Annotated in this window: 13 protein-coding genes and 1 pseudogene; 10 read left to right on the forward strand and 4 right to left on the reverse strand. The window is 61.7% G+C overall.

The window, feature by feature from the left end; all coding sequences use genetic code 11:
- Positions 1-15: 15 nt before the first annotated feature.
- From FE782_RS21610 to FE782_RS21620, 3 genes are read left to right on the forward strand one after another with little or no spacing between them, the layout of a single operon-like run.
- Positions 16-750 carry a ZIP family metal transporter gene (locus tag FE782_RS21610; RefSeq protein WP_138196418.1) on the forward strand — a complete coding sequence of 245 codons (735 nt, stop codon included), beginning with the start codon at positions 16-18 and terminating at the stop codon, positions 748-750.
- Positions 751-777: 27 nt separating this feature from the next.
- Entirely contained in the window at positions 778-2,106 is a 1,329-nt protein-coding gene (locus FE782_RS21615; protein WP_138196419.1) for a M48 family metallopeptidase, read from the forward strand.
- Positions 2,087-2,713: a hypothetical protein gene (locus FE782_RS21620; protein WP_138196420.1), complete on the forward strand. Its 627-nt coding sequence runs from the start codon at positions 2,087-2,089 to the stop codon at positions 2,711-2,713. Before FE782_RS21615 ends, FE782_RS21620 begins: the two co-directional genes overlap by 20 nt.
- 8 nt (positions 2,714-2,721) lie before the next feature.
- Here FE782_RS21620 and FE782_RS21625 read toward each other — a convergent pair whose 3' ends face one another.
- A complete protein-coding gene (locus FE782_RS21625) occupies positions 2,722-3,048 on the reverse strand; it encodes a hypothetical protein (RefSeq protein WP_138196421.1) in 327 nt (108 codons plus the stop codon).
- Positions 3,049-3,302: 254 nt separating this feature from the next.
- Here FE782_RS21625 and FE782_RS21630 point away from each other — a divergent pair, with 254 nt between their 5' ends.
- From FE782_RS21630 to FE782_RS21650, 5 genes are all read left to right on the forward strand, one after another.
- The gene (locus tag FE782_RS21630) at positions 3,303-4,292 is read left to right on the forward strand and encodes a Gfo/Idh/MocA family protein (RefSeq protein WP_138196422.1); all 990 of its coding nucleotides are present in this window, start codon (positions 3,303-3,305) and stop codon (positions 4,290-4,292) included.
- A 31-nt stretch (positions 4,293-4,323) separates the two neighbouring features.
- A complete protein-coding gene (locus tag FE782_RS21635; RefSeq protein ID WP_138196459.1) occupies positions 4,324-5,247 on the forward strand; it encodes an aldo/keto reductase in 924 nt (307 codons plus the stop codon).
- Between the two features lie 84 nt (positions 5,248-5,331).
- A complete protein-coding gene (locus FE782_RS21640) occupies positions 5,332-6,405 on the forward strand; it encodes a Gfo/Idh/MocA family protein (RefSeq protein ID WP_138196423.1) in 1,074 nt (357 codons plus the stop codon).
- A gap of 12 nt (positions 6,406-6,417) precedes the next feature.
- Positions 6,418-7,347, forward strand: coding sequence for an RluA family pseudouridine synthase (locus FE782_RS21645; RefSeq protein WP_138196424.1), 930 nt, complete (start codon positions 6,418-6,420; stop codon positions 7,345-7,347).
- A gap of 145 nt (positions 7,348-7,492) precedes the next feature.
- Positions 7,493-9,196 (forward strand): putative bifunctional diguanylate cyclase/phosphodiesterase, encoded by a 1,704-nt coding sequence (locus tag FE782_RS21650; RefSeq protein ID WP_158299496.1) that lies wholly within the window; start codon positions 7,493-7,495, stop codon positions 9,194-9,196.
- A gap of 7 nt (positions 9,197-9,203) precedes the next feature.
- Here the strand turns inward: FE782_RS21650 and FE782_RS21655 are convergent, their stop codons facing one another.
- On the reverse strand, positions 9,204-11,054 hold the full coding sequence (locus FE782_RS21655; protein WP_238392600.1) for an LTA synthase family protein: 1,851 nt from the start codon (positions 11,052-11,054) through the stop codon (positions 9,204-9,206).
- A 141-nt stretch (positions 11,055-11,195) separates the two neighbouring features.
- Between FE782_RS21655 and FE782_RS21660 the strand changes: the two are divergent.
- Both FE782_RS21660 and tlp read left to right on the forward strand, forming a co-directional pair.
- Positions 11,196-12,860: pseudogene (locus tag FE782_RS21660) on the forward strand (DUF6044 family protein); the annotation flags it as partial.
- 45 nt (positions 12,861-12,905) lie between these two features.
- On the forward strand, positions 12,906-13,124 hold the full coding sequence (tlp, locus tag FE782_RS33420) for a small acid-soluble spore protein Tlp (RefSeq protein WP_439116450.1): 219 nt from the start codon (positions 12,906-12,908) through the stop codon (positions 13,122-13,124).
- A 54-nt stretch (positions 13,125-13,178) separates the two neighbouring features.
- On the opposite strand, the gene FE782_RS21665 is transcribed toward tlp, so the two are convergent.
- Positions 13,179-14,189, reverse strand: coding sequence for an LLM class flavin-dependent oxidoreductase (locus tag FE782_RS21665; RefSeq protein WP_138196426.1), 1,011 nt, complete (start codon positions 14,187-14,189; stop codon positions 13,179-13,181).
- A 41-nt stretch (positions 14,190-14,230) separates the two neighbouring features.
- On the reverse strand, positions 14,231-15,673 hold the full coding sequence (locus tag FE782_RS21670) for an adenylate/guanylate cyclase domain-containing protein (protein ID WP_138196427.1): 1,443 nt from the start codon (positions 15,671-15,673) through the stop codon (positions 14,231-14,233).
- Between the last annotated feature and the right edge of the window lie 338 nt (positions 15,674-16,011).

Consider the following 16,011-nt stretch of genomic DNA (forward strand, 5'->3'; position numbering starts at 1 on the left):
CTAGGAGGCTGCGCCATGCAAGAAGTCCTCATTGGAAGCATCGTCTCCGCCCTGGCGACCGGACTCGGCGCGCTGCCGATCTTAATGATGAAGGTCGTAACGCATCGTTGGAGGGATATCCTGCTCGCGTTCACCGCGGGCATCATGGTGGCCGCCACGGTGTTCAACCTGATTCCGGTCGCGCTCGATCATTCGAACCTGCTGACCGTCACGATCGGCATTTTGCTCGGCACGTGCGTGCTGAGCGTCATGGAACGGTATATGCCGCATATCGATCTGGAGCATTCGAAAACGTCGACCGTGCAATTCGATCAGAAGAGCATGCTCATCATTACCGCGATCACGCTGCATAACCTGCCGGAAGGCTTGTCCGTCGGCGTCAGCTACGCGAGCGAAAGCGCCGGCCTCGGTCCGATCATCGCGCTCGCCATCGGGCTGCAGAACGCCCCGGAGGGGTTCCTCGTCGCTTTGTTCCTTGTGACGCAGAAGGTGAAGAAATGGCAGGCGTTCGCGATCGCCACCCTGACGGGCACGGTCGAAATCGCGACGGGGCTGCTCGGGTTCTTCTTGACGTCTTACGTCTCGAATTTGGTGCCGTACGGCTTGGCGTTCGCCGCCGGCGCGATGTTGTTCGTCGTTTATAAAGAGTTGATCCCCGAGAGCCATGGGGACGGGAACGAAAGCTCGTCGACGTTTTCCTTCATTTTCGGACTTATCACTATGATCGCGCTCATCGAATGGTTCGGGTAACTCAAGCATAGGCGGTGATACGGAACAATGAATCGAAGCTCGCATCGAACGCCGAACCGACAACCGAGCCGTCCGCCGAACCGCCCGACGCAGCGCGGCGTACGGGCCTTCCGGAAATATATGCTGTTCTTCCTGCTGGCGACCGGGACGATCGGCGCGTACTTATGGATCGCCTACCGGACGCCCTTGGCCGAAGCGCTGGCGAACACGGCCGCCGACCCGCGGACGTTCTTAAGCGAAGCGGACGTGGCGCGGGCAGCGTCGTATTCGATGCTCCGCGATCTGTTGTTTTTCGTCGGGTACTTCTGGGAGTGGGGCATGCTGCTTTGGCTCATGACGAGCGGGTACGCCCGCACGTTGTCGCAGGGGCTGAAGGGGCTGATCGGCAGCGTATGGCTCCGCTTCCCGGCGTACATCGCGGGCATCGCCGCGGCGTTGTTCGCGCTCGGGCTTCCGCTGCGTCTGCTGTCGTATTCGATTTCGCGGAATTACGACGTCTCCACGCTGTCGTTCGGCGGCTGGTGGAGAGACCAATGGGTGCAGCTCGCCGTCGATTACGCGCTGATGCTCGCCGTAGGGGCGGTCGTCTTCGCGCTCGCGCGCAAAGGCGGAACGTGGTGGTTCCGATTATGGCTGCTCTCGATTCCGTTCCTCGTCTTTCTGATGTTCATCCGGCCCGTAGCGATCGATCCGCTGTTTACCAAGTACGAGCGCCTCTCCGATCCGGCGTTGGAGCATGCGGTGCTCGAGATGACGGCCAAGGCGGGGGTGCCGGCGGAACGGGTGTTTGAGGCGAACTATTCGAAAAAGACGAACGCGATCAACGCATACGTCGACGGCATCGGCCCGTCGCTGCGCATCGTCATCTGGGATACGGCGCTTCACAAGCTTACCGCGGAGGAGATCGTCGTCCTGACGGCGCACGAGGTCGGCCATTACGTGAAGAAGCATCTGCAGTGGAGCGCGGCCGGCGGCGTCGCGTCCATGTTCTTCCTGCTGTGGATCGGGAACAAGGCGTACCGCTTCGCGCTCAAGCGATGGAGATCCTTCTTGTTCATTCGTCACCCCGCGGATTGGCCGGGCCTACCGCTCATGCTGCTCGTCGTCTCCGTCCTGACGTTCGTTACGACGCCGCTTACGAGCGCGGTGTCCCGGAACGCCGAGCTCGAAGCCGACCGATACGCGTACGCGCTGACCGGCGACGCGGACGCCGCCGTCACGATGTACCAGAAGCTGGCCGCATCCTCGCGGGGGACGCTGTACCCGCCGGCGCTGACCTACTGGTTCCGCTACACGCACCCGTCGCTCGGAGACCGCATTACGGAGGCGCTCGACTATGATCGAACGCTGCCGTAAGCTGACGTTGGTCGCGTTGGCCGGGGTGTTCACGGCGCCGAATTTCATGGACGAGTTCCTCGCGGAGACGGCGAAGCGATGCGAGCGCGCGGGGTGGGACGTGACGTCGTTCTCGCTGATGCCTTACGGGGATTGGACGAGGTCGAAGCTGCGGCAGGCGGCGGAAGCCGCCCGTCTCTGCGGGGCGCCCTCGGATTGCGGCTTCGTCGCGCTGCTCGGCCACAGCGGGGGCGGCGTCGCGGCGGCGCATGCGGCGGACGAGCTGTCGAAGCGCGGATACCGAATCGGCGCCGTCGCGATGATCGGTTCCCCGAAGACACCGCTGCCGCGAGGCGTCCGGTCGAAGACGGCGTACTTCTACGCCGCCGACGCGCGCGGGAAGCCGGCGGATCCGATCGCGCGGATCGGCGCCTGGGCGGCCCGGACGCCGGCGCGTGCGCAGGGCTTGGAGTTGATCGGGGGCCATCGCGACTATTTTCGCTCGCATGCGCCGTTCCTGAGCGCGAACGGCCGTTCGAATTTAGCGGCGTCCGCGGAAGCGGCGGCGGATTGGGTGCTCGAGGCGTTGGAGACTGCATGGGACAGCGCGCCGATCGCTGAGGAGTAACGGTTTGTTCAGAGGTCGGACGGGCGGTCCTTCGGCTTCGGCCCGAATTTCCGCAGCTGCTCCCACTGGCCTTCCCTCTCGAGGATGACGGCTTGCAACTCTCCGAAGATGTCGTAGTGCGGATAGCTGTCGCGATGATGGATGTACTGCGGGGGAAGGCCGTGCGAGACGGCCCATCGACGGAGCTTCTCGAGATCCGAGCAGCCGACCTTCGTCACGGACGTGACGCCGGAAACCTTCGGGTGAAGCCAATAATGGGTCAGGAAGGCGATACGGCCTTCGGCGACGTCTTTCTTCCAGGCCGCGAGTTGTTCTCTCGTTACGCCGAACGCCATTTGGCTTGCCTCCTTGTTCGTATGCTTGCGCGTCGCTCCGGTACGGTACCGGGGCGATTTTTTTTGGCTTGATCATACCGCATCCGCGAGCCGGGGACAAGCGTCGGGACGCGCCGCGCCTTCGATCTAGGTTCTGGTGATAATGTGAATATTGTGCTATCCGATCTCAATAATCTTTTATATCGCGATTGAAATCCGTTTTTTATAATATGAATATCGTCGCAAAGAATTTCATGGAATGGAGCGTGTTCGTCATGGCAAGTCGACAAATCAAATGGGGCATCTTAGGCTGCTCGAGCATCGGGGAACGTGCGGTCATCCCCGGCATTAAGGGTTCGGAGACGGGCGTCGTCGCGGCCATCGCGAGCCGGACCGAAACGAAAGCGAAGGAGACGGCCGAGCGGCTCGACATTCCGAAAGCGTATTCTTCGTATGAGGCGGTGCTCGCCGACGACGAGATCGACGCCGTCTATATTCCGCTGCCGAACCACCTGCATATGGAGTGGACGTTGAAGGCGGCGGAAGCCGGCAAGCACGTCCTGTGCGAGAAGCCGATCGCGCTCACCGCCGCCGAAGCCGAGCGGATGGCGGAGGCGTGCGAACGGGCCGGCGTCGTATTGGCCGAAGCGTTCATGTATAGACTGCATCCTCGGTACGAGAAAATTCGAGAGATGATCGCCGCCGGCGACATCGGAGAGCTGCGCGGCATCCACGGCACGTTCACGTTCAACGGCGCCGCGAACAAGAGCAACGTACGCTTCGTGAAAGAGTGGGGCGGCGGCTCGGTGTACGACATCGGCGTCTATCCGATTTCGGCCGCGCGTCTCGTCACCGGGTTGGAACCGGAAGCGGTAACCTGCCGCGCGCTGTTCTCGCCGGAGCACGGCGACGTCGACATGATGGCGTCCGGGCTCGTCGAGTTTCCGAACGACGTCTCGCTGACGTTCGATTGCGGCATGTGGGCGGAATTCCGCAACACGCTGGAGATTCTCGGCACGACCGGGCGCATCGAGGTGCCGTCCGCGTATATCGGCCCGCAAAATATCGTTCTTCATTCCAAAGGCCAGAGTACCGAACTGGAGATGCCGACGCTTAATACTTATACGCTTCAGGCGGACGCCTTCGCGAGAGCGGCGAACGGCGAGGCGCCGCTGCCGTTCGCGCCGCAAGACGCCGTTCTCAACATGCGCGTCGTCGACGCTTGTCTGAAATCCGCTCGCGAGAAAGCTCGCGTGACGTTATAAGGAGGACCTTCCCATGGTACAACAACGCACGATCGATACGATCGACCTGCCCGGCGTCGGCCGCGGCGTATCTCGCCTCATTCTCGGCACGGACTACTACGCGCCCGAAATTATGGAGCGCATCGCCCCGATCATGGACGAATTCGTCGCGATCGGCGGCAATACGTTCGATACCGGCCGCATCTACGGCGGCGGCAAGAGCGAAGCCGCGTTGGGACAATGGATTCGCGAGCGCGGCAACCGCGACCGCGTCAACGTCTGGACTAAGGGCGCTCATCACGACGCGAACGGTCCCCGCGTGAATAAAGCGGCGATCGACGACGATATGGAGCGGAGTCTCGAGACGCTGCAGATGGATTTCGTCGACTTGTACGCGCTGCACCGCGACGATCCGGACGTCGAGGTCGGCCCGATTCTCGAAGCGCTTAACGCGCACATAGAGGCGGGACGCGCGAAGGCGATCGGCGCTTCGAACTGGTCGTATCGAAGGCTGCAGGAAGCCAACGATTACGCCGCCGCGCACGGGCTCGTCGGCTTCAGCTTCAGCAGCCCGAACTTCAGCCTCGCTCGCGCGAACGAGCCGTTCTGGAAGGGCTGCGTATCGGTCGACGACGAGACGTGGGCTTGGCATCGCGATACGCGGCTGCCGCTGCTGTCCTGGTCGTCGCAAGCCCGCGGCTTCTTCTCCGGCCGGTTCACGCCGGACAACCGGGAGAACGCCGATCTCGTCCGCGTGTTCTACAGCGACGATAACTGGGCGCGCCAACGCCGCGCGAGCGAGTTAGCCGCCGAGAAGGGCGTCACGACGATCCAAATCGCGCTCGCGTACGTGTTGAACCAGCCGTTCCCGACCTGCGCGTTGATCGGTCCGGCCAATCTAGACGAGCTGCATTCGTGCAGAGACGCGAGCTTCCTGACGCTGACCGAAGAGGAAATTCGCCGCCTCGAGGGCTGAACCGGCGAGGCGGGCAAGCTACCATTCCTTCGCCCCGAGGATTATAATGGGAATAATCAAAGCGAAGGATGGTAGAACACGAACATGAGCAACGGGAAGATCGTGAAGATCGGCGTTATCGGCGCCGGGAATATCGGCAACGAGCATATCAAGCAGTTCTCCGCGATGAAGGACCAATGCGAGGTCGTCGCGGTGACCGACGCGTACCTTCCGCTGGCGGAGCAGCGGGCGAAGGAATACGGGATTCCGAACGTATACGATAACGCGGAGGCGCTGCTCGAGAGCGACGTCGACGCCGTCGTCGTCGGGGTGCCGAACAAATTCCACGCGCCGGTCGCGACGCTGGCGCTCGAGAAGGGCAAGCACGTGCTGCTCGAGAAGCCGATGGGCATCGATCTCGATAGCGCGAAGGCGATCGTGCGCAAGCAGCGAGAGACGGGCAAGATCGTCATGATCGCGCATCAGATGCGGTGGGAATGGCTCGCGACGAAGGTGAAGGAGCAGGTCGACCGCGGCGAGCTGGGCAGCGTCTACACGGCTAAAGCCGGATGGTATCGCCGGAAGGGCATTCCGGGTTGGGGCACATGGTTTACCCGCATGAGCGAATCGGGCGGCGGCCCGCTGATCGATATCGGCGTACATATGCTGGACTTGTCGCTGCACTTGATGGGGAGTCCGAAGCCGGTCGCCGTCTCCGGCGCGACGTACGCGGAGTTCGGCCCGCGGAAGAAGGGGATCGGCACGTGGGGCAAGCCGAATTGGGAAGGCTACTATGACGTCGAAGATCTCGCGACGGCGTTCATCCGGATGGAAGACGGCAGGACGTTGACGCTTGAGGTGAGCTGGGCGGTGCATATGGACACGAACAGCACGCCGTTCGTGCACTTGATGGGTACGGACGGCGGCGCCGCGCTGTACGGAAACCGCGGCAAGTTCTTGACGGAACGATTCGACGCCCCCATGGAAGTCGAGCTCTCGCGTCCGGAGCAGGACGAAGGCGCGCGGAAGCGGATGTCGGATCACTTCCTCGCTTGCGTTCGGGACGGCAAGGAGCCGATCACCTCGGTTATGACGGGCTATACGAACAATCTGATTCTAGACGCGATCTACCGCTCTTCCCGTTCGGGCAAGGAAATTACGCTCGACTGGTCGCTATAAGGCGGAACGCGAATGATTACACGGACCGTCACCCCGTCGGAAAGCGGCAAGAAGCTGCATCGGTACTTGTGCTCGCTGATGCCGAACTATCCCCTCGGCCAAATTTACAAGATGATCGACCAAGGCAAGGTGCGCGTAAACGGAAAGCGCAAGAAGCAAAACTACGAGATGGCGTCCGGCGACGAGCTGACGATCTTCGTAGACGAAGAGACGTTCCAACGCTCGGCCGGAGCGGAGAAGAAGCCGAAATTCATCGGCATTCCCGCGAACATCGATGTCGTCTACGAAGACGACGAGCTGTTGGTAGTCAATAAGCCGGCGGGGCTGCTGACGCATCCCGACCGAACGGAGCAGAAGGACACCCTGATCACGAGAGTCCATGCATATTTGTACCGGAAGGACGCGCTCGACAGCCGGCTGTTCTTACCGGCCTCCGCCAACCGGCTCGACCGCAACACGAGCGGGCTCGTGTTGGTCGGCAAGACGGCGGGCATGCTGCACAAGCTTAATCAATGGGTGCAGCGGCGGGAGATCGGCAAATATTACGTGACGATCGTGCAGGGACGCCTCGAGGGCAAAGGCGAAATCTCCTCTTCCCTCGAACGGGACGAGAGGTCGAACCGGACGCGCGTATCGACCGCGGAAGAGGCGAAGGAATCGATGACTCGGTACGAAGCGCTGCATTCGGCTTCCGGTTATACCTTGGTCGAGGTCGATCTCGAGAGCGGACGTACGCACCAAATCCGCTCCCACTTCCAAAGCATCGGTCACTCGCTTCTCGGCGACGTGAAATACGGCGGGCGGCCGTACGAGGGCGTAAACCACCAGCTGCTGCACGCCTGGAGGATTACGCTGCCCGACGGCCGGACGTTCCAGGCGCCGCCGCCGGACGAGTTCGGCTCCATTCTCCGAAAGCTGCGATTGACGCTTCCGCACGCGTAACGATAACGACCCTTCCTCGAGGAAATCGGGGAAGGGTCGTTCGTTATTGTCCGATGGAAAATAATCGGGGACAAAGCAGGAAAACGACAATGGCTGTCGAATAATGTCAAATGGAGTCAGTCACTGTCGCAGAGGGTGGAGCAGCTTGAAACAGATACAAGTCTTACACGAAGCCTCGCAGGTCGTATTCGAGCATCTCGGCCAGCTTCTCGGCGCGAATACGTTCTTCCTAGCGGAGAGCGACCTGGAGAAGAATCGGATCGTCAGCGCTTGGAACCGGAGCGAACAGACGTTCGAGGAAGACGATACCCTCTCCTACGAGAAGTCTTATTGCAAGCTCGTGTTGGACAAGGACGAACCCGTCATGATTCCGGATACGGCCGCGCACCCGCTTACGCAACATCTCGGTTTGACCGCCATGCTCGGCCCGCGTTCCTTCATCGGGGTGCCCGTCCGTCGACGGGACGGACGCAAGTTCGGTACGATTTGCGCGTTGGACCGTCCGAACGGGTTTACGGCGCCCGCTCTGACTTACCTTGAACAGGCGGCCGTCTTCCTCGGCGTATTGGTCGACGTGGAAGACAGCTTATACATAGACGAGCTTACTTCGTTATATAACCGTACTTACTTAGAGATGTTTTACGATCATCTGTCCGCGGACGCGGAGCTGTCCGCCGTCTTTATCGACATCGATCGCTGCAAGGCGGTGAACGAAGCGTACGGCCGCCCCTTCGGCGACGCGCTGCTGAAGCGGTTCGCGGATCGGCTGAAGCATACGGTTCGCGGCATCGGCATTCCCGCCCGGTATGCGGGAGACGAATTTATGGTGCTCTTGTTCCATCGGAGCGCGGAACAGGCCCATCGGATCGCGGAGTCGATCTACGAGCAGTTGACGGCGCCGTTCGACGTGATGGGCCACGAGATTCAAATTACCGTCAGCATGGGCGTCAGCATGGAGGGGACGACGCTCTCGGATCATATCATTCGTTCCGACGCAGCGATGTATCAAATCAAGAAGAACGGGAAGGAAGGCATCGCGGTGTACGAGGACGAGCTCGAGGAGCTCATTCCGGAGAACGGACTGCGGCGGGGGGTGAAGCATAACGCCTTCCATGTAATGTATCAGCCGATCGTCGAAGCCGCGACAGGCGAGACGGTCGTCGAAGCGCTGATCCGGTTGAAGCATCCCGAGATGGGGGTCGTCGGTCCGAACGCCTTTTTGCCGCATGCGGAGAAGTCCGGATATTTGCTCGAGATGGATTTGCAGACGCTGCGGAACGCATGCCTGCAACTGCAGAGCTTGCCTGGATGGAGAAGCCGGATTTCGAAGCTCGCCGTCAATTGCGACGCGATCGAGCTGCGCCGGCCGGACTTCCCCGAACTCGTCGCGGCCGTCTTACGCGAGACGTCGTTCCCGGCCGATCGGATCGAATTCGAATTGAACGAGCGGATCAGCATGTTCGACATCGAAGCGATCGAACCGCAGGTGATGCGGCTGCGCGAGATGGGCGTGACGTTCGCCTTGGACGACTTCGGTCACGGATACTCGACGCTGGGGCTGCTGATGAAGCTGCCGGTACAGAAGGTGAAGCTCGATCGGCTGTTCGTCGAGGCGCTGCCGCACGATCCGAGAAGCCGCGCGATCGTCGAAGGGCTTCTCGCGATGTGCGAACGGCTCGAGCTGGCGGTCGTCGCGGAAGGCATCGAGACGATCGAGCAATGGAAGGCGCTGCGCTCCCTCGGCTGCCGATGGATGCAAGGCTACCTGCTCAGCCGGCCGGTGCCGCTCGAGGAGCTTGAAGATGCCTTGGGCCAAGCGGTCGCCCGTTGCGGAATTCCGACTTCCTAAGAGTCGGCTACAGCTTCCGGGCGGGTTCGGCATCGAATCGGAACAGGTCGCCGTATACGATCGCGTCGGACGTCGTCAGCCGATCGATCGCCGTCCGCTTGAACGGTTCGCACGTCGCCGCGTCGACGGCCTCGCCGGTCGACTTGTCGTAGCATGCGTTCTTCGTGAACACGAGCTTGTCCGTCGCGAAGCTTCCGTCCCGGAAGACGACGAATTCGGGGCGGCCTCTCGCGAACAAATCTCTTCCGAAATAGAACCGATCCGACGGGACGATGCCGAGCAGATGCAGCAGCGTCGGATACAAGTCGATCTGGCCGGAAACCGTCGGCATGACGCGCCCGTCGACGCCGGGAATATGGATGATCAGCGGCACGCGCTGCAGCTGGATCGTATCGAACGGCGTGATTCGCTCCTTCCCGAGAAGGTGGGCCATCGACTTGTCATGCTTCGACGAAATGCCGTAATGATCCCCGTACAGCACGAACATCGAACGTTCGTACAACCCCTCCCGTTTCACCGCTTCGAAGAAAGCCTCCACCGCCGAATCCAAATACCGCACCGTAGGGATATACCGATTCAACGTTCGCGACTTCGACGTATATTCAGGCACGAGCCGGTTCGCCTCGTCGAGCTCGAACGGATAGTGATTCGTTAGCGTGATGAGCTTGGCGAAGAACGGCTCCGGCAGCCCCCTCGCCATCGTAACGCTCTGTCGGAAGAACGAAGCGTCGCTCAGTCCCCACCCGATCCGATTGCTCTCGTCGACGGCGAAATCGTCAACCGAATAAAACCGCTCGTACCCGAGCGTATCGTACATGCGCCCGCGATTCCAGAACGACGGTCCGTTCGCGTGGAACGCGACGGGCGTAAAGCCGTGCTCCTTCAGCGTCTTCGGCAACGTATGGTATTCGTTCTGGGCATGCGTAAAGAACACCGCCCCGGTCGGCAGCGGATACAGCGACGTATCGATTAGAAACTCCGCATCCGACGTCTTGCCTTGCGCCGTCTGGTGATAGAAATTTTCGAACGAGAAGCTCTCCCGGCGCAGGCGGTTCAAGAACGGGGTCACTTCTCGACCTTCGATGCGGCGATCGAGCATGAAGCTCTGCAGCGACTCGAGGGAGATCAAAAACACATTGCGGCCGCGGGCCAACCCGAAGGTCGCGGGGTCGACGCCGTCCGGCGGAAGCGTCTCGAAGAAGCGCGACGCCTCCGTGAAATCGGGCTCGCGCGCCAACGCTTTCCGCGACCCCGTACGCGCGCTGACGACCGCGTCGTACAGGTGGTAATTGTACGCTCCGATGCTGCGCACCATGATTTGCCGGTCGAACGCCCGCGAAAGCAGTTCCGGCCGGACGCTCTCGGCCATCGAGTAATTGGCCGAGAGCGTCGCGCCCATGAGGGCGAAGGCCGAAATCACCTTCAGCCTGGACCATGGCACGAGCTTCGGGCGGAGTCGGCACGCCAACGCCGTAAGCGCGAAGCCGTCCGCGAAGACGAGAACGTCGGCGGGCTGAAGCAGTTCGTATACGCTCTCCCACAGATCGTTCATATGCTCCGACAGAAGCAGGACCGGGAGCGTAAGGAAATCGTTGAAGAACCGGTAAAAGACCAAGTCGGCGAACAGGAGCGTCGACGTCGCGAACGCGGCGGCGACGATGCCGAAGCGAAGGCGGCCGCGCAGCGCGACCATGCAGACGAGCGCGATCGCGAGTACGGAAGCGATCGGATGAACCAACATCATAAGTTCTTGCTTCCAGCCGGAGACCGGCAGGGAGAAGGCGAACCGCTGCACCAAATACGATTTCAACCATATCGCGAATAGGCCTGCATAAAGAAAAGCGTTCCTGTTGGACAATGGCGCTCCCCCCGAAAATTGGAAAATGACAGACGTTATCGTTACCTTCCCGTTCCGAAAATATTCCGTTTTTACTTTGGAATACTATGTAAGCGGAACGAAGGAAGGGGAGGGAACGGCGTGCAACGAAGAAGAAACCGAATTCACCCGGGGCTGTGGGCGGCAGCGGCCGCATTGGCGGCATACGTCGCGCCGCTGTTCCTGCTCGGGGAACGGGCGCATCTGCGCGTGCACGACAATTTGGATTCGAATATCGCGTGGTACCGGGTATTGATCCGGAGCGGACAATGGTTCGGGGCGCATGATGCCGTCATCCCGCAAATTATGAACGGCTTGCCGCGGAACGCCTTCGGCACGGAATTCAGCCTGCTCGTCGCGCTGCACGCGGCGTTCCCGCCCATGCTTGCTTATGCGATCAGCCAGACGCTCGTGCGCGTCATCGCTTTCATAGGCATGTACTTGCTGCTTAGGGATTTCGCGCTCCGGAACGACGATGCCGCTTGGATTCGAATCGGGGTGTCGCTCGCGTTCGCATTGACGCCTTTCTGGCCTTCGGGGATGCTGAGCACGCTAGGACAGCCGCTGGCGCTGTGGGCGTTATTGCATATTCGCGGCGGAACGGCGAAGCTGCGGCACTGGGGCGCGCTCGCTGCGCTGCCGCTGTATTCGAGCTTCGTGCTCGGCTTCTTCTTCTTTCTTGCGGCGATGTTCGCGTGGTGGCTGTGGGAGGCCGTCGTCCGGAGGCGATGGAATCCGCGGTTTCTGGCGGCGATCGCGCTGACGACGGCGCTCTACTTATGCGTCGAGTACCGGCTCGTGTTATCGCTCGTGCTGTCGGAGGCGCCGACGAGCCGCGACGAGTTCGTTTCCTCGAAGCTCCCGTTCTGGCGGTGCGTGCGGCTTGCCGCGAAAAACTTCCTCCTTGGGCATCACCATGCGCATACGCTTCATACGGCGATCGTCTTGCCGATGACGTACGTCGCCGCGCTGCTCGCGGCGGGCCGTCGGTCCTGGCGATCCGGCGTCGACGGAAGATGGCTGCTGCCGCTGCTGGCGTTGAACGCCGCGTTGTCGATTTGGTACGCGTTTTGGTTTTACGTCGGGTGGCAGCCGTTGAAAGAGCGTTGGGACTTGCTCAATACGTTTAACTTCGCCCGGTTTCATTTTCTGCGTCCTCTCGTCGTCTATGTTTGCTTCGCTCTCGCTTGTTCGTTGTTCTGGCGCCTCGGCGGCAGAAGGGGGCGGGTGCTGGTATGCGCCGGGCTGGTCTGCCAAGCGGTCCTGCTCGGCGCGTTCAACGAAGAAATCGTATACCGCAAACGGCCGTCGTTCCGCGAATTTTACGCCGAAGCGCAGTTTCGGGACATCCGGGACTATATCGGCGAGCCTCCGTCGAGCTACCGGGTCGTCAGCATCGGAATTCATCCGGCGATCGCCCAATTCAACGGCTTTTACACCCTGGATACCTATAATAATTTCTATCCGCTCGCCTACAAGCATGCCTTTCGGCGCATCATCGCGCGGGAACTCGAGAAGAACGAGAAGCTTCGCGAGTATTTCGATACGTGGGGCGGGCGTTGTTACGTGTTCGTCGACGAATTGGGGAAGAAGTACGATTATAAGGCGAACTCGAAGAAAAAGATTCGAAACTTCGAGTGGGACGTCGACGCGTTCCGCGCGCTCGGAGGGCGGTACGTCCTCTCCGCGCTGCCCATCGAGGACGCCGAAGCGAACGGCTTGGCGCTGCGGCGCGAGTTTCGACATCCCGACTCCGCTTGGCGCATCTATTTGTATGAAGCAGTTCCTTCCTTACGCATACTAACCTCGCTGGGGAAAGGGGGGATAGGCGACATGGCGAAGCCGGATAACCGGGAAGATAACGTGCCACATCTGCAGGAAGCGATTCAGAATACGCTGAAGAAACAACACGACACCGAGGATTACTTGGAGGAGTTCGCGGACGAGATTCCCGTTTCCGAAAAGGAGACGCTTCTCGCGAAAAACGAACGCCGTCAAGCGGCGATCGAGAAGTTCCGCAGCGAAGTGAAGGACGAAGCTCACTCCGATTGATTCGATTCGATCGCGACGAATCCCCTGTCCGCATGCCGGACAGGGGATTTTTAATTACGAACCGATCGTCGACTCGGCGAGCAGCTCGTAGGAGCGCAAGCGCGCCTCGTACGTCGGCGCGTACGTGACGACGAGCAGCTCGTCGACGCCGTACGCGTCCGCGAACGCCGCGAGCTTCCCGCGGATCGCTTCGGGGCCGCCGACCAGCATTCGCTTGCGATTTTCCACGATCCGCATCCGATCCCACTCGGAATACGGATAGTCGCGCACTTCCTCGGGGGTCGGGAACGGTCGTCCGAACTGACCTTGCTCGAACAGCAGAAACCGCAAATCCAACGCCGTCGCGTACGCCTCGGCGTCTTCGTCGCGCTCGGCGCAGACGACGTGTACCGCGACGATAACGCGCGGAGCGTCGCCGAGCGGGCCGGGGCGGAAAGCGTCGCGGTAATCCCGGACGACCTGCGCGCCGTCGTCGCCGTTGATGAAATGGGCGAAGACGAACGCCCCGCCGAGCTTCGCGGCGATCTCCGCGCTGACGACGCTCGAGCCGAGCAGCCACAGCTCGGGGGCGGTCGGGACGACCGGCGTTGCCTGAAGCCCTTGGAGCTCGTGTCCTTCGGGAAGGCGGTCGTGCAAGTAACCGTAGAGCTCAAGCAGCGCATCCGGCAGCCGGTCGTCCATGATTTTCGTTCGACCGTACCGCAGCGCCTTCGAGGCGAGCGGCATGCCGCCCGGCGCTCGTCCGAGTCCGAGGTCGATGCGGCCGGGGTACAACGCTTCGAGGACGCGGAATTGCTCGGCGACCTTATACGGGCTGTAGTGCGGCAGCAGCACGCCGCCCGAGCCGACGCGGATGCGCGCCGTGTTCGCCGCGATCGCGGCGATCAGCACCTCCGGCGCGGAGCCGGCGAGGCCGGGGGTGTCGTGATGCTCCGCGACCCAATACCGTTCGAATCCGAGCGCCTCGGCCCGCTTGGCGAGCCGGATCGTCTGGCGGAGCGCTTCCGACGCGTCGACTCCTTCCAAGAGCGGCGATTGATCCAACACGCCGATCTTCAGCTTCAAGACGCATTCCTCCTATCGGGCTTCGTATACTCGCAAGTCGATCAAGCGACGGCCATCCTTCGGATCCGCGCCTCCCCGAACGGCAGCGCGACGGACCAGACGCCCTCGGGCGGACGAAGCTCGCGGCGGAAGGTGCGCATCGCGACGGGCGGTTCGATCGTGACGAAGTCGGCGTACTGATGAAACATGCGCAGGCTGTTGCCGGCGACGATGTTGAGCGCTTCGCCGAGGGCATCCAGAAGCAGCGGCATCTCCTCCTCGGCGCTCCAGCCTTCGAAGCTCATCCGATGCAGAAGCCGGAGTCCGCCGTCCACCTCCACGCTCAACAGCAGCCCGCCGTCCATCGCGCCTTCGAGGATGACGCATGCCGTCAAATCGAGCAACGGAGCGGAAGGGGACCAGGTCGGAACGGCGTTCCTCCAAGCGTCCTCCGGGAGGCGCAAGCCGAGATGATACGCGAAGTAGATGCGCGCCGCCTCGACCAACCGCTCGAGCAGGGCCGGCGTTCCGGCGTCCGGTCCGAAGGACGCCGAACGCGCGGCGGACGGAACGGGGGATAGCGCGGCGTCGATCCATTCGGTCAGCCGGCGTTCGCCGCGTTCCAGCTTGTCGCCGACGTTCGGATAGACGAGCGGCGCTTCGATCCGCTCGATCGGCGGGCGGTCGCAGCGATCGACGTACGCGCGGCTCACGAGATCGTACCGATTCGCTGCGTATACGTCGCGGAACGCGCGCTTCGCCTCCGTATACGCGCCCCGCTCGAATAAGCCTCGCGCTTCCTCGAACCGTTCCCTAGTTCGCAGCTTCCTCTCGAAGATGTCCGGCGCGTCCGCCTCGAACAGCTCGAAGATGCGTTCGACGCGCTGGCGCCCGCGCACTTGGACGGCGTCGATCTGCCGCATCGCGTACGCGGACGGATCGGCGAGCCGGTCGACGGTGTTGCCGGTGAGCAGCAGCGTCGTCCCGTACGCCTTATTCAAGTTTTCCACCCGGGAAGCGACGTTCACCGCGTCGCCGATGACCGTGCCCTGCAGCCGCCGCTCGCCGCCGACGATGCCGAGCAGGAGGGGGCCGCTGTTCAGGCCGAGGCCGATGCGGATCGGTTCATAGCCGGCACGCAGCCGGCCGAGGTTGTACTCGCGCAAGGCGCCGAGCATATGCAAGGCCGACTTGACGGCGTCGTCCGCGCTTTCGCCGAACAACGCCATGATCGAGTCGCCGATGAACTTGTCGATGAAGCCGCCGAACGCTTCCACGCTCGGTTCCATGCGAGATAAGTACGAATTCAAAAACCGGAGGGTTTCCTCCGGTTTCCATCGTTCGGACAACGTCGTGAACGCGCGGATGTCCGTAAACAGCACGGTCATCTCGAGCCGCACATGGTCGTCGTGCCGCAGCTCGCCGAACGATCCCTTATTTAGGTAAGTAAGCAACTCGTGAGGCACGAACCGGCGGTATGCCTCGTCGCCGCGTTCGCCGCTCATATGACGATCTGCGACAGGTCGGTGTAAATCGTGGCGAACAGCGATTCGTCCAATGACTTCAACCGCGCGTTGAGCAGCTTCCCGGTCGACACCGTCTTCGAGGTGCCTCCGGCCTGGAGCACTTGTTTCGCGTACCCCGCGATGCGGACGAGCGCTTCGTCGGCGATGCCTTCGGCTTCGTCGAAGTGGAACACGACTTTGAGCGGCTTAATGAACTGGAAGCCGGCGATCGCGCCGCCGAGGGCGTCGAGCTGCTCGCCGCCGATCGACGCGCGCAGCGTAACGATGAAGACGCCGTTCTTATTGGCGATCTCGAACGGAGGAGCCGCGTTCCCGGC

Source organism: Paenibacillus antri (genome assembly GCF_005765165.1).
Taxonomy (GTDB): domain Bacteria; phylum Bacillota; class Bacilli; order Paenibacillales; family YIM-B00363; genus Paenibacillus_AE; species Paenibacillus_AE antri.